The organism is Virgibacillus sp. 6R (assembly GCF_001895305.1).
Taxonomy (GTDB): Bacteria; Bacillota; Bacilli; order Bacillales; family Amphibacillaceae; genus Virgibacillus; species Virgibacillus pantothenticus.
In genome coordinates this window covers 1,139,338-1,159,153 of the sequence record NZ_CP017762.1, presented here as the reverse complement: position 1 = coordinate 1,159,153, position 19,816 = coordinate 1,139,338, and the positions used below count along the sequence as shown (strand labels likewise).

19 protein-coding genes are annotated in these 19,816 nt (G+C 37.9%); 9 read left to right on the top strand and 10 right to left on the bottom strand.

Going from position 1 to position 19,816, the window contains the following annotated elements:
- Positions 1–447 precede the first annotated feature (447 nt).
- Entirely contained in the window at positions 448–861 is a 414-nt protein-coding gene (locus tag BKP57_RS05270; protein WP_050350001.1) for a helix-turn-helix transcriptional regulator, read from the bottom strand.
- Between the two features lie 152 nt (positions 862–1,013).
- Here BKP57_RS05270 and BKP57_RS05265 point away from each other — a divergent pair, with 152 nt between their 5' ends.
- Positions 1,014–1,322, top strand: a complete 309-nt coding sequence (locus tag BKP57_RS05265) for a hypothetical protein (RefSeq protein WP_050350002.1) — start codon at positions 1,014–1,016, stop codon at positions 1,320–1,322.
- A 212-nt stretch (positions 1,323–1,534) separates the two neighbouring features.
- On the opposite strand, the gene BKP57_RS05260 is transcribed toward BKP57_RS05265, so the two are convergent.
- The gene (locus BKP57_RS05260; RefSeq protein WP_072741114.1) at positions 1,535–2,434 is read right to left on the bottom strand and encodes a TIGR01777 family oxidoreductase; all 900 of its coding nucleotides are present in this window, start codon (positions 2,432–2,434) and stop codon (positions 1,535–1,537) included.
- A 328-nt stretch (positions 2,435–2,762) separates the two neighbouring features.
- Here BKP57_RS05260 and recX point away from each other — a divergent pair, with 328 nt between their 5' ends.
- Both recX and BKP57_RS05250 read left to right on the top strand, forming a co-directional pair.
- Positions 2,763–3,584 carry a recombination regulator RecX gene (recX, locus tag BKP57_RS05255; protein ID WP_072741113.1) on the top strand — a complete coding sequence of 274 codons (822 nt, stop codon included), beginning with the start codon at positions 2,763–2,765 and terminating at the stop codon, positions 3,582–3,584.
- A 154-nt stretch (positions 3,585–3,738) separates the two neighbouring features.
- Entirely contained in the window at positions 3,739–4,083 is a 345-nt protein-coding gene (locus BKP57_RS05250; RefSeq protein WP_072741112.1) for a YfhH family protein, read from the top strand.
- Positions 4,084–4,212: 129 nt separating this feature from the next.
- On the opposite strand, the gene BKP57_RS05245 is transcribed toward BKP57_RS05250, so the two are convergent.
- Positions 4,213–5,199 (bottom strand): metal-dependent hydrolase, encoded by a 987-nt coding sequence (locus BKP57_RS05245; RefSeq protein WP_050350006.1) that lies wholly within the window; start codon positions 5,197–5,199, stop codon positions 4,213–4,215.
- A gap of 600 nt (positions 5,200–5,799) precedes the next feature.
- Here BKP57_RS05245 and mutY point away from each other — a divergent pair.
- Positions 5,800–6,879, top strand: a complete 1,080-nt coding sequence (gene mutY, locus BKP57_RS05235) for an A/G-specific adenine glycosylase (protein ID WP_072741110.1) — start codon at positions 5,800–5,802, stop codon at positions 6,877–6,879.
- A gap of 324 nt (positions 6,880–7,203) precedes the next feature.
- Here mutY and BKP57_RS05230 read toward each other — a convergent pair whose 3' ends face one another.
- Positions 7,204–7,410: a hypothetical protein gene (locus tag BKP57_RS05230; protein WP_050350008.1), complete on the bottom strand. Its 207-nt coding sequence runs from the start codon at positions 7,408–7,410 to the stop codon at positions 7,204–7,206.
- 364 nt (positions 7,411–7,774) lie between these two features.
- On the opposite strand from BKP57_RS05230, the gene BKP57_RS05225 reads away from it, so the two are divergent.
- The 3 genes from BKP57_RS05225 to BKP57_RS05215 all read left to right on the top strand — a co-directional run bounded on the left by BKP57_RS05225 (position 7,775) and on the right by BKP57_RS05215 (position 11,408).
- A complete protein-coding gene (locus BKP57_RS05225) occupies positions 7,775–7,951 on the top strand; it encodes a gamma-type small acid-soluble spore protein (RefSeq protein ID WP_050350009.1) in 177 nt (58 codons plus the stop codon).
- Between the two features lie 817 nt (positions 7,952–8,768).
- Positions 8,769–9,296 (top strand): nucleoside tri-diphosphate phosphatase, encoded by a 528-nt coding sequence (ntdP, locus tag BKP57_RS05220; protein WP_050350010.1) that lies wholly within the window; start codon positions 8,769–8,771, stop codon positions 9,294–9,296.
- A 357-nt stretch (positions 9,297–9,653) separates the two neighbouring features.
- Positions 9,654–11,408, top strand: a complete 1,755-nt coding sequence (locus BKP57_RS05215) for an ABC transporter ATP-binding protein (RefSeq protein ID WP_050350011.1) — start codon at positions 9,654–9,656, stop codon at positions 11,406–11,408.
- A gap of 53 nt (positions 11,409–11,461) precedes the next feature.
- On the opposite strand, the gene BKP57_RS05210 is transcribed toward BKP57_RS05215, so the two are convergent.
- From BKP57_RS05210 to BKP57_RS05185, 6 genes are all read right to left on the bottom strand, one after another.
- On the bottom strand, positions 11,462–11,707 hold the full coding sequence (locus BKP57_RS05210; protein ID WP_050350012.1) for a hypothetical protein: 246 nt from the start codon (positions 11,705–11,707) through the stop codon (positions 11,462–11,464).
- A 131-nt stretch (positions 11,708–11,838) separates the two neighbouring features.
- The gene (locus tag BKP57_RS05205) at positions 11,839–13,134 is read right to left on the bottom strand and encodes a glutamate-1-semialdehyde 2,1-aminomutase (RefSeq protein ID WP_050350013.1); all 1,296 of its coding nucleotides are present in this window, start codon (positions 13,132–13,134) and stop codon (positions 11,839–11,841) included.
- Between the two features lie 282 nt (positions 13,135–13,416).
- Positions 13,417–15,339 carry an ABC transporter permease gene (locus tag BKP57_RS05200; RefSeq protein ID WP_050350014.1) on the bottom strand — a complete coding sequence of 641 codons (1,923 nt, stop codon included), beginning with the start codon at positions 15,337–15,339 and terminating at the stop codon, positions 13,417–13,419.
- Entirely contained in the window at positions 15,314–16,090 is a 777-nt protein-coding gene (locus BKP57_RS05195; protein WP_050350015.1) for an ABC transporter ATP-binding protein, read from the bottom strand. The genes BKP57_RS05200 and BKP57_RS05195 overlap by 26 nt, the downstream gene beginning before the upstream one ends.
- Positions 16,091–16,232: 142 nt before the next feature.
- Entirely contained in the window at positions 16,233–17,234 is a 1,002-nt protein-coding gene (locus BKP57_RS05190) for a sensor histidine kinase (RefSeq protein ID WP_050350016.1), read from the bottom strand.
- Positions 17,231–17,932, bottom strand: coding sequence for a response regulator transcription factor (locus BKP57_RS05185; protein ID WP_050350017.1), 702 nt, complete (start codon positions 17,930–17,932; stop codon positions 17,231–17,233). Before BKP57_RS05185 ends, BKP57_RS05190 begins: the two co-directional genes overlap by 4 nt.
- A 471-nt stretch (positions 17,933–18,403) precedes the next feature.
- On the opposite strand from BKP57_RS05185, the gene BKP57_RS05180 reads away from it, so the two are divergent.
- Complete coding sequence (locus tag BKP57_RS05180) at positions 18,404–18,829, top strand: potassium channel family protein (protein ID WP_050350018.1); 426 nt, start codon at positions 18,404–18,406, stop codon at positions 18,827–18,829.
- A 56-nt stretch (positions 18,830–18,885) separates the two neighbouring features.
- Entirely contained in the window at positions 18,886–19,353 is a 468-nt protein-coding gene (gene bcp, locus BKP57_RS05175) for a thioredoxin-dependent thiol peroxidase (protein WP_072741109.1), read from the top strand.
- Positions 19,354–19,816 lie beyond the last annotated feature (463 nt).

The window sequence follows — 19,816 nt, the reverse complement described above, 5'->3', positions numbered from 1 at the left end:
TGTTATATATAATGTATAACAGATAGAACGACATGTCAATATCTGTTCAACGTATTTGGATGAAGAACAAAGGCGCAAGCGCCCGTTTAGCAACGTAGCGAAGAACGAATCAACTAAAGAAAAAGGAATCATGCCACTAAAACAGGGGTATGCCGACGTCGGGCGGCATACCCGTTTTTAGTCGGCCTTCCTCTTAGTGACGAACCGATGATGCCTTCTCGTAGGGCGCATTTCTAAAGTCGCATCGTTGCTGGGCTCATGCGCCGGACGTGCTATTCAGTTATTTCGTTATCTCCAAGCACCTAATTTTATGCTTTCTTATCTTACAAAAAAAGAGAGCAATTGTTTAGCTCTCTAGTCTTTGTAGATAGGTATATTTTTAATACGGATTCAAAAGGGGAATGAGTATGCTGGGGAACTGGGATTACAGTCCGTTGTAGTAAAAGTTTATATTTGCTTGTATTGATGGATAATGTCGCCTAATAATTGGTGAATGGAGCGCTGTTTTTTAACGGATAGCTGTCGCAATTGGGATAACTTTTCCTTCAGTTCTGGAAATGTCATCACATATTCCATTATTTCCACTGCTTCATTATCAAATGAACTGTCAGAAGATCCGTAAATACGCTTAAATTCAGCTATTACATTTTCATGAAAAGAAGCATTGCCTGCTAAATGATCGAGGGATATGTGAAAAAGATCAGAAAGCTTCATTAAGGAAGAAATGTCAGGGGTAACATGGTTATTTTCCCATTTTGCTATCACAGAGCGTGAAAGTCGAAGCTTTTCTGCTAATTGCTTTTGAGTCCAACCATGCTGCTCTCGTAATCGTTTGATGTTATATGCAATTTGTTCGTTCATTTACTATCACACTCGATTGGTTAAAATTAGAAATGATTTCTATAGTAATTTCCATCCTATCATGATTTTTAATGGAAAATGATAATAAGATTGTTCTAAATTTGAACATATAGTAAAATGTTCCTATAGAGAAACAAGAGGAGGATATTATTATGATCTGTTGTCTAAAAATCTACCACCCAACGATCACAACGTTAACCAAGTGCAAAATCTTACGGTTTATTTTTAAGGATTATCCATTGGAGATTGAAGTGATTTCTAAAAACGCAGTTATTATATATGTGTGGGGTGTGCCGAAGAAAGAAGTGTGGCAAGCTGTTACCAACTTTGAAAGTACCAATGTCATTGCTGGGTATGGATTCAGTCAAGAAAAATCAGAAGCAAGATTACTGGCAGAAGCCATGGTAATAAAATGGTTAACAGTAATAAATGATAAGAGTAAGCACCCACAAGCTTTTTAATAAGGTGCGGTGAAAACTGGAGGAGGCAAAAGTTTATACAGTTTAGACAATACGTGGAATAAAGTTAAATGAATAAGTGTTACTTAAATTGGGCAACTATTCTATTTTGCTTACAGGGCGTATTTATCGAGGAACTGGCAGCGAATGGATATCCGAACAAACCATTATAAGACTGCCAGTGGATTTTTTATAATTGCGAGATAAGCACACAGTTATTCGTCAAAGGAATGGTGAAGCTGACGTAATGCCTCTTCTAAATAAGGAAAGGAAAAAGAAAACGAATGATCTAGCGCCTTTTTAGGAATAACGTACTGTCCTTTTGTGATTAGCTCAGCCATTTCTCCAAGGGCGGCATACATAAATAAAGAAGGGACAGGCAGCCAATAAGGTCGCTTTAATACTTTCGCTAACGTTCGCATGAATACCTTATTTTGCTTTGGATGGGGTGCGGTTATATTAACGGCTCCAGAAATAGCCGTGTTTTCCATACAAAATGTAATTAATCTTACTGCATCTTCGATATGAACCCATGAGATCCATTGTTCTCCAGACCCTATTTTCCCGCCTACCCCTAATTGTACAGGCAAACGCATCATTGGAAGAGCACCGCCGTGACCTAAAACAACCCCGAAACGAGTAAATACAATTCGAATACCGCTTTTTTCGGCTTGTTTCGCGATATTTTCCCACTTTGTTGCTACCTTTGCAAGAAAGTCTTCTCCAGGAGTGGTGGTATTTTCCGAAAACATTAGGTCATTTGATGTTCCATAATAACCTACAGCAGAACCACTAATGAATACTTCCGGAAGCTTAGGCAGTTTTTCTATAAACGTTACTATTTTTTCTGTAATTTGGATTCTACTGGAGAAAATCGCCTCTTTCTTCGTTTTTGTCCAATACCCAAATAAGGATTCACCAGCAAGATTAATAACAGCTTTCATAGGTGGCAATTGTTCAGCTGGATGATCGTAACCGATAAATGTTACCCCATTCGTATTTGTATGTTTTTGCGGGGAGCGTGTCAAAATATATACATAATAATTATGCTCCGATAAATAATTCGATAGCGCTTGGCCGATAAAGCCCGTCCCTCCTGTTAACAGTACATTCATTTGATTTGTCCTCCTTACCGTGCGTTTTATTTCTATTATATAGGATGCTCAAAAATGGTAGTAAGCATGACTAATGTTTTTCCATATGGTTCGATTAAAGAGTTGTTTCATGATTATTTATTTGTTGTCTGTAAATATTTACTATTTCTCGCAATTTCAACTATCCCTTTATAGAAGAAAAACTTCCACCCCAATCCTTTTGAAGAGACGAGTAGGAGATTTAACTGAACTGTAAGCCACACAAATTTCCTCTGATTGAAATTTCAATTTGTTCTTATCAAGACATGCGCCGCACCTTTTGGTATGATGAAGGAAAGGGGAGAGCGTAATGGCAAAAATTACCCGTATTACAACACAGAAAAGAGCAAACCAACGATATAATATTTTTTTGTCGGATGAAAATCAAGGCGAACGCTATGGTTTTAGTGTAGATGAATCTGTATTAATTAACTTCCAGCTGCGAAAAGGAATGGAAATTTCCGATGCAATGGCAGCAACTATTAAAAAAAGTGACAGTATGTACCAATCATATACCCTGGCTATTAACTATTTAAGCTTGCGAATGCGAACAAAAAAAGAAATGCTGGATTATCTAACAGAAAAAGAAGTCGATCCGAGCCATATTTCAAGTGTTATGGAGAGGCTGGTGAACGAAGGTCTTCTCGATGATCGTCAGTTTGCGGAAATGTTCGTACGATCGCGAATAAATACTTCATCGAAAGGTCCAGCTATGATTAAGCAAGAACTGATGAATAAAGGTGTAGAAGCATATATAGCAGACGATGCATTAAAGCAATTTTCGTTCGCATTACAATATGATAAAGTCCAGGGATTAGCTGAAAAAAAGCTGCAGCAGAAAAAGAAGCAATCGTTTCAAAAGCAACTGCAAAATATTCAAGCTTTATTACAGCAAAAAGGATATACGAAGGATGTTATTCAATCAGTATTCAATGATCTTCCATGTGCAAGAGATGATCATGCCGAATGGGAGGCAATTATCCATCATGGAGAAAAATTAAGAAAAAAACATACTGTGAAGCGATCAGGTTTTGAATTAAAGCAGAAAATAAAAGAAGGGTTATACAGAAAAGGCTTTTCCTTAGACTTAATTCAGCAGTACATAGAGACTTATTTGGAAAAGAAAGAGTAAGGGAAGGCAGTTGAGTTTCTTTTCTGTATTTTGGTTGGTAAAATAGAGAGGGTTTACTATGGTCCTACATAAGTCATCCCTATAAATGATTGGCTTGATACTTTGGAAAATGGGAAAAAATAGTTTATGGCTATATAAAGGGTGGAGAACTTTCATGAACAACAATTATCGTTACAGTGACTATTCAGTGGAGCAATTGCGTCAAGAAATAGGAAGGCTAAAAGAAAAAGCACAGAAAGCAGAACAACTTGGGAATATCTCGGAGGCTGCCGTAAATGAACGAAAGATGCAAGTTGCGTTAGCTTACACGTTAAACCCTGAAGACTTTACGGCAAATGAAACTTACGAATTTATCACAGATCCAGGCTGGAGTTTTAAGGTAGATTACATTAATGGAGTATTTGCTTGGGGGCATAGAGTGAATTTATTAGGAGAAGTATATAAAAAACAGGAAGCTGTTCCTATTTCGCTATTGGGTAAAATGGTGAAGGAAAAATAATAGTATCCTTTGAGGGGGATAGGTGATTTTTGGGAAATGTTTTGTAGTCGGCATCATTTCAAAAATGGGATATGAACTTTTTTAATAAAGAGAAAAACAGCAGGGATTGAGCCTGCTGTTTTACAACGCTTAAATGGGGTTCTCTTCTACATATAGCTTGTTCTGAAGTTTCCTTTCTGAAAAAATCCATCCTGTATAAGAACTTGTAATGCGAAGAGAATCGTCAATTTGGACGACAGCAACAAACGGGTAATGGCCTTTGGAACGGTAACGCAAGTCGATAAATCGCACTTCGGTATAATCCTTATATTCGTTGATTTCCCAACGATATACAGGAGAAAAAGATAGAAATGCAGCAATATTTTTATCGGTTTTAGCGACTTCAATCAGTTCTGTATCCGGCAATGGTACGCGATGAAATTCGTCGATAATTTCAATATGATTGTTATCGACGACACCAACATAGAACCTATCCTTTGTTGTAATAGCTACACGCCAATAATTTTGTTTAATGGTAGGAGAAGTAGTTATTTGTTCCACTTCAGAAAAATAGTCATGAATCTTTTTTACAATGAACCGTTTATCCATATAGCGTTTCACATAGTAAAGCAGGATCACGCTATAAATAACCACCCAAATAAAAGCAGGGTTTGCACCCAATGCCCATGCAGCGATGCCGGCAATATGCAGGAAAAATATATACGGATCAAATGTATTAATAAATCCATAAGCTACCCAGCGATTGGAGAACGGCCGATAGGCTTGTGTTCCATAAGCATTAAAAATATCCACTAAAACATGGATAATCACCGCTATAGCAGTCCATTGCCAAATATGAAAAAAACTTTTTTCCGGGACAAATAAATGAACGATGCTTGCAATTAAAACTCCCCACATAAGGACAGCGGGAATGGAATGTGTAATTCCACGGTGATGACGTATATAGGTTGCATTATTTTTTAATTTTAAAATTGTATCAAAGTCTGGTGCATGAGAACCAGCAATAGTTCCCACCAGAACGGCATTAAACAAAACAGGGTCCGTTTGTATAACTGGGTCGATGGTAGCTAATCCTCCCAGGGCAACCCCCATTACAATATGGGTACCAGTATCCATAATTGGTTTTCCTCCTTAAGCTGCGTCTATAGTTTGTATTATTCTATTGTAGAGGTTATTCAAAAAATACACTAAAAGTCACGTTTGGCTTGCTTCTCAGCTCTTGGAAAAGGACGTTTCCAGCATGAGAATGGTTTTTGAGGACGCCCATACTAGTGCTCATGTAGCAAAATACATACGACCTTCTACTTAAGCTGCCTACGTCTTCGTGGTAGCGCAGAAGCCAGTACATTTTGTACAAGCACTACTCGAACCTTCAACGCCTTGAGCTCAAACGCACAGGGACGTTTTAGTGTCTGTGCCGGAACAGGACAAAAAGCTGCATCAGCAACGCATCGCACGAGAAAAAGTGCTTTCGAGAACGTTGCGACTTCACCGCCCTTGATCTTTTTTACTTTTTTGAACAAGCTCTTGTAGTAAAATGGATGTTCAAAAAAAGTCAGGTAAAATCAACTATAATGGGAGATAGGCTTTATTTTGCTTTCGCTTATCTTCCGATTATAGAGCATTCGAGAACTGAACTTTGTTTTGAACACGCACTATAAAGGACAGGAAATAATCTTGGTTACGTTTTTATTGTACCATATAGGAAGTGATTTTATGAATGATGAAAAACTACAATCTATTGACATTTTGACATTTCGCCGCGATTTAGTGGAATGGTATAAGAACAATAAACGGGATTTACCATGGCGTCAAGATCAAGACCCGTATAAAGTGTGGGTCTCTGAAGTAATGCTACAGCAAACAAAAGTGGATACCGTTATTCCATACTTCAATCGCTTTATTAATAAATTTCCGACCATAGAAGCATTAGCTGAAGCTGATGAGCAAGAGGTATTAAAGGAGTGGGAAGGACTTGGTTATTATTCTCGGGCAAGAAATTTGCAACACGCTGTTAGAGAAGTAGCGACTACTTACAAGGGGCAAGTGCCTAATGATCCAGATGAGCTTGGTGCGTTAAAAGGAGTTGGCCCATATACCAAGGGGGCTATCCTATCGATTGCGTATAATCAGCCAGAACCAGCAGTAGATGGTAACGTGATGCGTGTCTTATCTCGAGTTCTAAAAATTGAAGATGATATTACACAGCAACGGACTAAAAAACAATTTGAAGCATGTGCACGCAAACTAATCGATCCACAAGATCCCTCTTCGTTTAATCAAGCAGTTATGGAATTAGGTGCTTTAATATGTACTCCGAAATCTCCAGCCTGTTTATTATGCCCGGTTCAAGCTCATTGCCAAGCTTTCGCTGTAGGTGTAGAAGAGGAATTGCCGATTAAGAAAAAAGCGAAAAAGCAAAAGAAAATCGCTTACGTCGTTTTACTGGTGGCGGATGAACAAGGTAATTATATAATAGAAAAGCGAAAAGATAGTGGTTTGTTAGCAAATCTATGGCAATTTCCGATGGTTCCTATTGAAGAAATAGGCTGGGATCATTTAGAAAATTGGGTTTATGGCGAATTTGGGTTTCGTGTGTCATTAGGGAAAAAACAGGGAGAGTTGAGGCATATATTTTCCCATTTAATATGGCAGTTGGAAATATATGAAGCAAGGCTGATAGGGGAAATAGTTGGAGAACAAAGACTGCAACTAGTAAATAAGGAAGAATTAGCAACATATCCTTTTCCTGTCCCCCATCAAAAAATCATGAAGACATTATTTGCGAATGAATAAAAGAGCGCCAAGAAATTGGTATGTCAGTGTTTCTGCTATGATAAAACTTTCCATTTACCAGCTTCACACATTGAAGCTGGGACAAAGCCTTTGGTCAAAGTAACATACAAACTATATAGAAAATAATGGATGTTGCATATAACCCGCTCGGAAATATACCACACACACTTTAGGACAGCTGGTGAGCCTCCAAGTGCTAACGCACTGCGGACTCTCACCGATGCCTTACCTCCAGCAGGAGTCATATATTTCTGGCTATATTACTACATCATTCGCCTTTGGAGTTAATACCATCAACCTTGTTTAAATTGAAGTAAATGCCTCTTATACAGGGATAATGGGGTGGTTATTTAAGTTTTCCTTCCTTTGATACATTTCTTTATTGATTTCATGCAAAATGGTTAATCCCTCTGGGTTTATATAAGGAAGAAGTTGTGACAGTGCATGCTGGAAATAAACTAATTCATGCTCACTCCATTCTGTTTTACTCATCATGGATAGTTCTGTAAAATCACGTTTGATTTGTTCCATTTCTCCATCCTCCAGAAAAGTACTACTTGATATCATCATGCATATAATGCTTGCATCTAGCCCCTTTTAAAACTGAATTAACGTAAGTGAAGATAATGACGCTCTAGCCCCTAATTAAATCAGTTTAAGGAAAAAGAAAACGCCTTCCTTAGACAAAGCGATTGTACCTTCAACAATATTGTATTCAACATTTAAACTGATTCTAAATTAGGGATGAAGGCGGTTCCCCACTTGTTTTATTATGTGGATTTAATCAATTACTATCCAATTGGAAAAAATAAACTTTAAATGATTATTTTACTAAAAAAATTACGGATAACCTATAGTGTAATGGGACAAATTAATTATTGCGGAGGTGATATTGATGGCTAAAAAACAACCGAACCAAACTACTTCTGGTACAAACATTCAAAAGGTTAAGCAACAGAATCAACAAGCCGCTCAAGGGCAAGGCCAGTACGGTACAGAATACGGTGCCGAACAAACCAATGCTCAGGAAGTAAGAAAGCAAAACCAAAAATCTCAGCAAAACAAACAGTAACTGTATACCCCCAATTATGCAGTAGATTATCCCAATAGCCGTTAAGGCTTTTGGGATAATCTTTTTTTACACTATAAGAAAGCATTCCTGTAATAGCAAAATGAGGTACTTGGGGATAACGAAATAACCGAATAGTCGCGTCCAGCGCAAGCGCCAGCAACGATGCGACTTTAGGAATGCTCCCTACGATAAGGCCTCATCGGTTCGTCCCTAAGAGGGAGGCCGACTAAAAACGGGCTTGCCACCCAGACGTCGGCATACCCCTGTTTTAGTGGCATGATTCCTTTATCTTTAGTTTATTCGTTCCATTCGCTACGTTGCTAAACGGGCGCTTGTGCCTTTGTTCGTGAGAAAAATAACAAGTGAACACCGTGCAGAAGCTGCCCTTTGCCTCCAGGTCAGCTTAAGAAGTCTGCTGCGGAAAGCGACGTTTATATTTACTACGAGTTCAGAAACGAAGATTCTTTAAAAATTTATCCCGTATATAAGGTGTTGTAAGACTCTCACTTCGGGAGTCGGATAATCAGTATTTAAGTGGAGATAACAGCACTTAAATGACTGCTTCGTTCAGAGGCCTTTAGGTCATGCCGTTGTGGTACTAACAAGCCGTGGGGGAATGAATGAAAACCTCCATTGATTGAAGATTCACTTTATGGTCCAATTGGCGTAATAGCTGAAAAAACCACAAGGTGCGAGTAGCTTATGTAAATATTTGACCCACGCTGTGAAAATGAATTACTTTATATTTCTATCCATTACCATTATAATAATATGCATGATTCGTCATGGAGGTATAGGTAAAAGAAAGGGAGATTAAATGGTTGCTCCGAGCCCAGGAACTAATGTACAAATACAAAGTTATAAGCATAGTGGACAGCTGCATCGTATGTGGAAAAGCAGTCTTGTCTTAAAAGGGACTGAAACCGTTGTTATCGGAGCAAATGATCGTACAGAAGTGAGAGAACATGATGGTAGAACATGGATTACGAGAGAACCAGCTATTTGTTATTTCCATGCAGAATACTGGTTTAACGTAATTGGTATGCTCCGAACAGATGGTATTCACTACTATTGTAATATGAGTTCTCCATTTATATATGAAGATCGTGCCATTAAATATATCGATTATGATTTAGATGTAAAAGTGAACCCGGATATGACATATATTTTATTGGATGAGGACGAGTATGATCAACATCGTCAAAAAATGCAATATCCTAGCAAGCTGGATTATATTCTACAGCAACAATTAAATATTCTATTAGGGTGGATAAGGCAAAAACAAGGACCGTTTTCCCCTGGATTTGTCGATGAATGGTACGAGCGTTACTTAACGTATAGATAATTTTAACTTGTGAGAGAACAAAAATGAATGATTACAACCTTGTTACAATCTGTAGCAAGGCTTTTCTTTGAAGACTAAGGTGTTCAAGCAAACGACATAACAGCTACTTAGTAAATTGCAGTGAATACTTACAGCGAATGATTTTCTTATTTATCCCTAATAAGGTGCTGTAAGACTCCAGCTTCAGGTGTAGGATAATCTGTATTGCAACAAGTCTAAGTGGGAGATAACAGCACGTAAATACCCTACTTCGTAAGAGACCTTTAGGTTATACCATTACGGTACTAACAATCAGTGAGGTGTGGATGAAAACTAACTGATTGAAGATTCAATTTATAGAAAAAGGACGTTTTCCGTATGAGTTCAATCAAGCAGTACATGCATTTTGTAAAGCCATATAAGTGGAAAATCTTTTGGACTGTTTTAGTAGGGATCCTGAAATTTGGTATCCCATTATTAATGCCATTAATTTTAAAGTTTGTAATTGATAATATTATCGGAAATGAAGCGCTTAGCCAGACGGAAAAAACAACGCAGCTAGTGTGGCTGATGGGGGCTGCTTTTATCATTTTTCTTGTTTTACGACCACCAATTGAATATATTCGACAATATTTAGCGCAGTGGGTTGGCAACAAGGTACTTTTCGATATTCGGGATCGTTTATTTGACCACTTACAACGTTTAAGCTTGAAATTCTATTCTAAAACGAAAACGGGCGAAATTATTTCCCGGGTAATACATGATGTCGAACAAACGAAGACTTTTGTTATTACAGGTTTAATGAATATTTGGTTAGACCTTATTACCATATTGATTGCGATTGGAATTATGTTGTCGATGGATATCGAATTAACGATTGTAGCAATTATTTTATTTCCATTGTTTGGTTTTTCGATTAAATATTTTTATGGCAGGCTACGCAAGCTCACACGTAAACGGTCACAAGCTCTAGCGGAAGTTCAGGGTCATCTGCATGAACGAGTACAAGGGATGCCGGTAACGAGAAGCTTTGCTCTGGAAGAATATGAACAAGAGCAATTCAACAAAAGAAACAGTAACTTTCTCACAAGGGCACTTGAGCATACGAATTGGAATGCCAAAACCTTTGCAGTAACGAATACAATAACTGATTTGGCTCCGTTGCTAGTGATAGCATATGCAGGCTATCAGGTTATTCACGGTACTCTGACGATGGGAACCATGGTTGCTTTTGTCGGTTATATGGAACGTGTTTATAGTCCATTACGACGACTAATTAATTCGTCGACAACACTTGTTCAGTCAATCGCGTCAATAGACCGTGTATTTGAGCTAATGAATGAAAAATATGATATTCAAGATCAGCCTGATGCCATTAAAGTAAAAGACTTACATGGTGAAGTGATTTTTGAAGATGTTTACTTTCAATATGAAGATGATGAGAATACTGTGCTAAAGGGTGTTTCCTTGCATGTGAAAGCAGGGGAAACGATAGCGCTTGTTGGGATGAGTGGTGGTGGGAAATCAACCCTTGTAAGTCTAATCCCGCGCTTTTATGATGTCACAAGCGGAACGATCAAAGTGGACGGAATTGATGTTCGTCATATGCAGGCACGCTCATTACGAGATCAGATTGGGATGGTACTACAGGATAATACACTATTTAGTGAATCAATTGCGATGAATATTCGCATGGGTAAACCCCACGCTACAGATGAAGAAGTGATGGAAGCCGCCAAGGCGGCGAATGCTCATGCGTTTATTCAGCAGCTGCCATATGGATATGATACACTTGTTGGTGAGCGCGGTGTGAAACTGTCAGGAGGACAGAAACAGCGGATTGCGATTGCCCGCGTTTTCTTGAAAAATCCCCCTATGCTTATTTTTGATGAAGCAACGTCAGCACTTGATTTAGAAAGCGAGCACACCATTCAGGAAGCAGTGGAAAAATTAGCTTCCAATCGAACAACATTTATCGTTGCTCACCGTCTAGCTACGATCACACACGCGGATCGAATTGTAGTCATGGAGGATGGGGAAATAAAAGAGGTTGGTAGACATGATGAGTTAATGCGACAGCAAGGTATTTATTATAATCTATATCAAGTGCAGCATCTAGATACTACGGTTTAAAACAATAAGAGCCTGAAAAAGGGGACACGATTGCCATTGTGTCTCCTGTTTTTTCAAGCCCGGTATTGTGCAAATTGAATAAACGTCTTTTCATCTTCAATGATACCACAAGCTGCGCACTGAATTTTATAATCTGGTCCTTGGTACTTCATATGAAATGCTTCTACTTGGTTTGTTTCGTACGACTCAACAATTTCCCCAGTTTGCGCATTCAATTTAATAGGGTGTGCTACTTGATCAATTCTATTAAATCTTGTTTTATTTGTTTTGCAATTCGGACAACAATATGGCGCTTGCATGATTACCCTCCTGTTTTAAACTGTTAGTTCTAGTTTTCTTTGAAAGACGTAAAAATATGCATGTGCATATAAAAAGGACTGTTCGTAAAACGTAAAAGCGTCACGAACAGTCCTTGTTTTCAATACACGTATTATTTTAGTTGCATTTGTTGAAATGCTTTTTCGACAGCATGAATGGTGTCGTCTATATCTTGCTCTGTATGAGCAATTGTCAAGAACCAAGCTTCATATTTGGAAGGAGCTAAATTAATTCCTTGCTCAAGCATCAGACGGAAAAACGTGGCAAAACTTTCCCCATCACTAGCCTCAGCCTGATCATAATTCGTGATTTCCCCTTCACCAAAATAAACAGTTAATGCTCCACAAAGCCGATTTACAGAAAGTGGGATTTCATATTGACGTGCTTTTTCTAAAATCCCTGCTTCCAACTTTTTACCAAGTTGATCTAATTTTTCATAAAGCCCTTCTTCCTGCAACACTTCTAGACATGCGATTCCGGCTGCCATGGAAGCTGGATTCCCAGCCATCGTTCCAGCTTGATAAGCGGGGCCAAGTGGAGCAACTTGTTCCATAATATCTTTTTTACCACCATATGCTCCAATTGGGAGGCCACCACCGATAATTTTCCCCATCGCTGTCATATCAGGTTCAACGTCATATAATTGCTGGGCGCTGCCGTATGTAAAGCGAAAAGCTGTAATGACTTCATCATAAATAACGAGTGCGCCAGCTTGATGTGTAAGCTCGTTCACAGCTTGCAGGAATCCTTCCTTTGGTTCTACAATTCCGAAATTGCCGACGATTGGCTCAACCAAAACTGCTGCTATTTGATCTTCCCAAATATCCAAGGCTTGTTTTAATGCTTCGATGTTATTAAAAGGAACAGTGATTACATCTTGTGCTACGGACTCAGGGATACCAGCAGAATCAGGTGTACCAAGAGTAGCTGGACCAGATCCTGCTTCGACTAGCACGGCGTCAAAATGACCGTGGTAGCAACCAGCGAACTTGATGATTTTGGTACGGTTCGTATAAGCACGAGCAACGCGAACAGTTGTCATGACTGCTTCTGTACCTGAGTTTACAAAACGGACTTTTTCCAATGAGGGAATGGACTGTTTCAGCATTTTAGCAAATTCATTTTCTAGTTTGGTTGGTGTTCCATATAATACGCCATTTGTAGCTGCATGCGAGATTGCTTTAGCAATATGTGGATGGGCATGTCCGGTAATAATCGGTCCATATGCGCCTAGATAATCAATATATTTATTGCCATCGACGTCCCAAAAATAAGCTCCTTCTGCCCGCTCCATATAAACGGGGGCACCACCGCCCACAGCCTTATAAGCACGTGAAGGCGAATTTACTCCTCCGACAATATGCTCTAATGCTTCCCGGTGAAGCGCTTCTGATGTTGAAAAATCCATATTTATTTCCTCCTAATTATTGGTGTGTTCAAAAAGTTGTTGAGACATATTCGGTTGTTATTAACTCCATTACATAAGGAATAGCCAAAATCGAGACAATGCGTTTACAAAAAACTATCTTTCTGAACACCGTGACGAAATTTTATCGCCATATCTTATCCTAATTTTCTACAAGGCTAAAAATTTGAATTGTATTCAGCAGTCTAGAGGTTTCACGGCTTTTCAGTAACCCTAAGACAAAAACGTTAAGTAAACACCTTCGTGTAACAAATAGCAAAGCTGTTACAAAGTAGAGGCGCGCCATGTTTTTTTGAGCTTAGAAAGATAAAAGTTACGGATAAAGATAAAATTGATAAAATGAACGATAAAATAAAACGAAATAATGTAGACGCTTGGTATGAAAACAGATGACACGAGCATATTTTGCAACGCTTTATATGCAAAACCAGCATGAATAACGGCTACTAAAAATGGCAGGAAGAAGAGAAACGCCAACTGTCTGGTAGCAATTTGCCTCATCTCTTTATCCGTTAAGCCAATTCGATAGAGCGAATAATAATGTGCTACATCATTATCGATACCTTGATACATGCGAAAATAGAGAATCGACCCAGCAGCTAAAAAGAATAGGACACTAATAAATATACCAAAAAAGAACAGATACGACATCGTTTTTTTAAAACTTGTGTACATGCCTGCCTTAGAATCTGGAAAGATATTAGGGCTTGTTACAGCAGCTTCTGCTTTTTCAATTTCATCAATATGCTGTATCCAATTTGGAATATGAGCTGTATAATAAAAAAACTGCTTCCCAGACTGTTTGAATTTAGTGAATACAGCATCCGGTACAATAAGTGCATTGGTCGCCAATATCGTTGCATTGATCGTATTTTTACCAGTTTTTATTTCAAGTTCTGTTTGATTTTTTCCAGAATTAAACCGTAATTTATTTGGTATTTGTGGTATATATGAACTTAAAATTGGTTGAGTAAGTAACAGTGCTTGATCATCCTCTATAGGTGAGGGTGGCTCTTGATCGTTTACTTCCATCATTTTTTGGTAATTTGAATAACTAAATGCAATTAGCTCCACATTATCCCAGTATGGAGAACTGGATACAGATGTTGTTTTTATAGCAGGTACCTTTAGTGACTGAAATGGTGTATTTGTCTCATGAAAGATCGTTTCGACTTGTTTTATACTTTCAATAAAAGTTTGTTTATTTTCTTCTCCTTCAGCGACAAGCGAGAAGTCATGAGGAACAAAACGTTCTGTCTCATCTTCAATGCTTTGAAAAAAGCCGTATAGCACACCAGAAGACGTAAAGGCAACCGCACTTAAAATGGTAACCATAGAAAGTAACCTAGCGTTATCCTTTAATTTATAGGTCAAATCGGAAATAATTAATAAATTTAAATGCTTATAAAAAATGCCCTTCCTTCGCTGTAGAAAGCTGGTTAAAGCGATACTAAACTGCGTAAATAAAAAATATGTTCCAGGAATAATAAGCGCTAAAATAATGAACATCCGGTACATTATGGAAATCATATCGGACGTATACGCTAAATAATAAGAATAGACCACAGCAGCTAGCGCAAGAATACTTAATATCCAGGAAAAGCGTGGTTTTTTCCTTGGTGCTTTTGCTCCACGGAAAACTTCCATGATAGACTTCGTTCGCAGCGTAAACACGACAAGCAGTGAATTGACTTCAAACATGATAAAGAATAGGAGCACTGTAATAGCAATGGCCTTCCAGGATAAATAAAATGAAAAAACTTCGCCCGTTCCCAAAATGAAAGAAAAAATCATTAAGAAAAGCTTCGTGAATAAAGCACCTACTAAAATACCTGCAAAAATGGATGCCAGACCGATGATCGTATTTTCCAAAATTAGCATTCGATTTAGCTGAAGTTTACTAATTCCTAATGTCGTTAAGATACCATATTCTTTTTTGCGGGATTTAATAAAAGCTGCTGTAGAATACAGCACAAATAAAAAAGAAAACAGATAGATAATAATTTCAGAGACGATGATCCCTAATTTTACGGCATCAATAAAGTCATATGTTGCTATTTGGGGATGAAAAATAACGACCGTATACATAAAAAAGACGATCACTGCAAACATACAACTTAAAAAGTAACTCAAATATGCACGTGTATTTCGTTTTACATTATTAAAAGCGAACTGTCTGAAGGTCATGGATATTTCCTCCTAATAATGACTGCATATTTAAGATGTCTTCAAAGAAGCTTTGCCGATTATCACCTTGATGAATCTCGTTATACAATTTACCATCTTTAATAAAAATGACTCTTTGGCAAAAGCTGGCTGCAAACGGATCATGTGTCACCATTAGAGTTGCTGTTTGATAATGTTTTTGCAGATGACTAAGCGTGTTCATCACTTGCAGGGATGCTTTGGAGTCCAGATTCCCAGTTGGCTCATCTGCAAATATAATAGACGGGTTATGGATAAGCGCTCTAGCTATTGCGGCTCGTTGCATTTGACCTCCAGATACTTCCATAATTCGTTTGTCTATAATGTCATTAATCTCCAATTGCTTGGTGATGAGGAGCAGCTTGTGGGTCATGTCTTTCACCTTTATTTTGTTTAAGGTCAATGGTAGTAAAATGTTTTCCCCGATGGTTAATGTTTCCAGTAAATTAAAGTCCTGAAAAACAAAGCCCATTTCTTTCCTTCTAAATTTTGCTAATTGGTGGCGAGAAAAAGACGTGACTGTTTTTCCATTGATGATGACTTTTCCTGAACTTGGTTTATCAATCGTAGATAATAAATTTAATAATGTCGTTTTACCACTGCCAGAAGGTCCCATAATACCAATAAATTCACCTTGCTTAACAGCAAGATTGAATTGATGCAATGCCTCATAAGAAATTCCACGTTTGCTACCGTACGTTTTGGACAAATTATTTGCTTCTAGTACATGCATTTCTACTCCTCCTTGTTGGTAGCTTTTGGTATACAAATTGATTGCTAATTTAACAATGCTATCCCCTATTATAAAGGAAAAACTAAGGTATCCTATTGGTTTTTCTTTCAGATTTGGGCATTAATCTTACAACTCTGTAAGTTTAATGCTGCTGAAAGTGGATGGATACTGTTGTTCCTTTTCCCTCTTCGGAAGAAATGGTTAATTCATGACCAAGTTCGATACAAACTTGTTTGGATAAATAAAGTCCCATCCCTGTTGATTCACGAAATTTTCTTCCGTTTTTGCCAGTGAAAAAAGGATCGAAAACTCTGTTAATGTCTTCTCGAGGTATCCCATAGCCTGTATCGGTAATTTGTAATGTAAGTTTATGATCGAATACTTTTGTACGAAAATAAATTTTTGCAGATTCCGGTTTTGAATATTTAATCGCGTTAGAAACTGCTTGATTGATTACAAATCGCAACCATTTGGAATCTGTTGTTACGATATAGTTTTGCGGGATTTCGAGTTCGGGATATACTTGATTACGAATAAAACTGGATTTAAATTCTTGAATAACCTCTTTAACTAGTGCCCTTAATTCAATTTGCTGTACTTGAAAATCTCGGTCAAATTTTTGTAAGCGGGATTGGTATAAAGCTAAATCTAAGCCTTGCTGCATCCGCTCTAACTCTTCATGCATATTATGCAAGAAACCCTGAGGTAACTGCAATTTTTCTTTTTGCAATGTTAAATGCATCACAGAAACGGGTGTTTTCATTTGATGGACCCATTGTTGAATAAAATGAAACTCCATTTGCTTTTGTTGTTTTAAACGTTCAATTTCTTCGGCATAGCGACTCGTTTGTGTATCATGTTGCTGTTTAATATTTGTCAATAACTGAGTAGGTGGGTCTGGGAGCCAGGTTACATTTTCTTTATCTTGATGAATCGTAACATAGTAATCACGTAATCGATAATAGCGATAAGCTAAAAATAGCAGTAAACCAAACGTTAACAAGATAAATAAATACGTAATTAAATCCCAGCCCATCGGCACAGATTTAATCCCATAGAATAGCTGAACGATAAATATGAAAACCAATAATTGGGCGTAAAAGAACAGCACTGTCGGAATACTATCTTTCAGAAAGTCTTTCATTGCCGTTCACTCCATGTATCAACCATTTTGTATCCTGCGCCACGAACGGTTTGAATGCTTTGACTAACACCAATATCTTCTAGCTTTTTACGCACCCGAGTAATATTGACAGATAATGTATTGTCATCCACAAAATGTTCGTCATCCCATAGCATTTCCAATAGATAAGTCCTAGATAATACTTGATTCAAATGCTCCATAAATGCCTTCAGCAAAATAAATTCATTCTTCGTAAGTAAGGCTCTGGTCTCATTCAGACTAACTTCCATTGCAGTTAGATGAAGGAATAGACCGTGAATTTCTATGCTATCAGCTGGTGTACTTGTGGCATATTCCCCATAGATTCTACGCATAATCCCTTTTATTTTTGCTTGAACAACATCAAAGTTAAACGGCTTTGTAATGTAATCATCCCCGCCGTTCTCTATTGCCATAACTTGATCCATTCCTGAATCCCGTGCGGAAATAAAGATTATCGGGCAGTTGGATATGCTGCGAATTTTTCGGCACCAATAAAATCCATCATAGCTAGGCAGATTTATATCGAGTAAGACAAGATGTGGATCGAAGCTTGAAAACTCTTCTAATATATGGTCAAATTCTTGAACGAGCTCAATATCATATTCGTATTTTTCCAGATAATCTTTTAATAAATCAGCGATTTTTTTGTCATCTTCTATAAGATATATTTTTTTCAATAGATACACCTTCCTTTACACTTTCACTGAAGACTATAGACCAGAGCTTATCACCATTTAGCTCAACTGACGATGACTTGATTGATAATTCCATCGACTTACCTCGTCTATACAAGCTTCTATATTATTTTACTCTATCTCTTTTAGAATTTGAACTCCCCACCATTTATCCCATATATAAGTTGCTGGAAGACTCCTTACTTAAGTTGAATAATCTGTGCAGCAACAAGTCTAAGTGGAAGATAGCAGCACCTAAATGGCCTATTTCGTAAGAGGCTTTTAGGTCATACCCAGGGCGGTACTAACAAGCCGTGGGGATGAATGAAAAACCCCGCTGATTATAAATTCACTTGATCAACCTTCAGATCTGATTGAAGCGGGGGGATATCTCGCATAGATAAATAAATGACAAGCCTTCTTAACCATTTGCATAAACTCGTAATAGTATGTATGAAATGGAGAGATAGTGCTATGATAGCATGGGTGCTTGTTGGTTGTGTAATCTTTGTCATGGGGAGGAGCTTAGTTGATTTTATTTATGCTGGGAAAATGCAGCTTTATATGAGGCGAAGCGGGTTTTCTTTAGAATTTTTTTATATGCTTTTGCTTATTTATGGGATTGTTATCATCGGGTTTGGTTTAATTTATTTCGTCCTCTCCATGCAAAATATGGTTCTTGTTGAAAATGGAGAATTGAGACAAGGAGGGGTACTTGACTCCATTGGACACGCCGTTTATTTTAGCGGAGTAACGATGTTAACGATTGGTTATGGCGATATAACCCCTGTTGGTATAGGAAGATTCATTGCCCTCATCCAGGCTTTAATTGGTTATATTTTACCTACTGCTTTTGTACTCAGGCTCGTACAACATCAAGATCAGAGCAGGGATCAATGAATAGACGAGTAAATGTATGATATAGTAGAAGCTGAACATAGGATGGAGGGATAATGATGACTGTACAAGTTGGAGAAAAAGTAGCAGATTTTACGTTACCAAACCAGGATGGCGAATTAGTAAGCTTATCTGATTTTAAAGGCAAGCATGTTGTTTTATATTTTTACCCGAAAGATATGACACCAGGCTGTACAACAGAGGCTTGTGACTTCCGTGATGCGCATGAGAGCTTCAAAGATCTGGATGCTGTGATTATTGGTATAAGCCCGGATCCAGTAGCATCACATCAAAAGTTTATTGATAAACATGATCTACCATTTTTGCTGCTGGCTGACGAAGAAAAACAAGTAGCGGAGCAATTTGACGTTTGGAAGCTAAAGAAAAATTTTGGCCGAGAGTACTATGGGATCGAACGTTCAACATTTATTCTAGATAAAGAAGGCGTTCTACAAAAGGAGTTTCGTAAAGTAAAAGTGAAAGGGCATGTGGAAGCTGCACTTGAATTTATTCGTGAGCAATTGTAAGTGTCTGATTAAAAAGGACAAACAGACGTATGGTTGTACTCGGTCTATCATGTCATTTTTCTCTACCACATAAGGGCGTCTTGGATGTCTCGTGTATTGACTGGCAGCTTATAGCATATGGTGCACGAAGAGGAAAGAGATTATCTATTTCCACATTAGTTGAAATTTTTGACGTGGGTTTTAAGGTTACACAGGTAATCCTTATCCCAGACGTAAGTATAGTAAAAGACTTCACTTTAATTTAACGCTCATGAGAAGAGTTGACACATAATATAAAATTGTGATAACGTTAACGTAATAAAATATAGGTATCATGTGACTAACTTGATTAGGCATGGTGGTTTTAATAACGGGTGTGTACTTCCGTTATTGCCACCATGCCTTTTTACTTTTTAGACTTTATACTAGAAAGTGTGGCTCTCCACTTATGGAATAAAAGAGGCTCGATACTAAGTGTGGTAGT

Bases quoted from the DNA above. Each gene is read 5' to 3' on its own strand.
- BKP57_RS05270 (WP_050350001.1), bottom strand. From the start codon at position 861: ATGAACGAACAAATTGCATATAACATCAAACGATTACGAGAGCAGCAT.
- BKP57_RS05265 (WP_050350002.1), top strand. From the start codon at position 1,014: ATGATCTGTTGTCTAAAAATCTACCACCCAACGATCACAACGTTAACC.
- BKP57_RS05260 (WP_072741114.1), bottom strand. From the start codon at position 2,434: ATGAATGTACTGTTAACAGGAGGGACGGGCTTTATCGGCCAAGCGCTA.
- recX (WP_072741113.1), top strand. From the start codon at position 2,763: ATGGCAAAAATTACCCGTATTACAACACAGAAAAGAGCAAACCAACGA.
- BKP57_RS05250 (WP_072741112.1), top strand. From the start codon at position 3,739: ATGAACAACAATTATCGTTACAGTGACTATTCAGTGGAGCAATTGCGT.
- BKP57_RS05245 (WP_050350006.1), bottom strand. From the start codon at position 5,199: ATGGATACTGGTACCCATATTGTAATGGGGGTTGCCCTGGGAGGATTA.
- mutY (WP_072741110.1), top strand. From the start codon at position 5,800: ATGAATGATGAAAAACTACAATCTATTGACATTTTGACATTTCGCCGC.
- BKP57_RS05230 (WP_050350008.1), bottom strand. From the start codon at position 7,410: ATGGAACAAATCAAACGTGATTTTACAGAACTATCCATGATGAGTAAA.
- BKP57_RS05225 (WP_050350009.1), top strand. From the start codon at position 7,775: ATGGCTAAAAAACAACCGAACCAAACTACTTCTGGTACAAACATTCAA.
- ntdP (WP_050350010.1), top strand. From the start codon at position 8,769: ATGGTTGCTCCGAGCCCAGGAACTAATGTACAAATACAAAGTTATAAG.
- BKP57_RS05215 (WP_050350011.1), top strand. From the start codon at position 9,654: ATGAGTTCAATCAAGCAGTACATGCATTTTGTAAAGCCATATAAGTGG.
- BKP57_RS05210 (WP_050350012.1), bottom strand. From the start codon at position 11,707: ATGCAAGCGCCATATTGTTGTCCGAATTGCAAAACAAATAAAACAAGA.
- BKP57_RS05205 (WP_050350013.1), bottom strand. From the start codon at position 13,134: ATGGATTTTTCAACATCAGAAGCGCTTCACCGGGAAGCATTAGAGCAT.
- BKP57_RS05200 (WP_050350014.1), bottom strand. From the start codon at position 15,339: ATGACCTTCAGACAGTTCGCTTTTAATAATGTAAAACGAAATACACGT.
- BKP57_RS05195 (WP_050350015.1), bottom strand. From the start codon at position 16,090: ATGCATGTACTAGAAGCAAATAATTTGTCCAAAACGTACGGTAGCAAA.
- BKP57_RS05190 (WP_050350016.1), bottom strand. From the start codon at position 17,234: ATGAAAGACTTTCTGAAAGATAGTATTCCGACAGTGCTGTTCTTTTAC.
- BKP57_RS05180 (WP_050350018.1), top strand. From the start codon at position 18,404: ATGATAGCATGGGTGCTTGTTGGTTGTGTAATCTTTGTCATGGGGAGG.
- bcp (WP_072741109.1), top strand. From the start codon at position 18,886: ATGACTGTACAAGTTGGAGAAAAAGTAGCAGATTTTACGTTACCAAAC.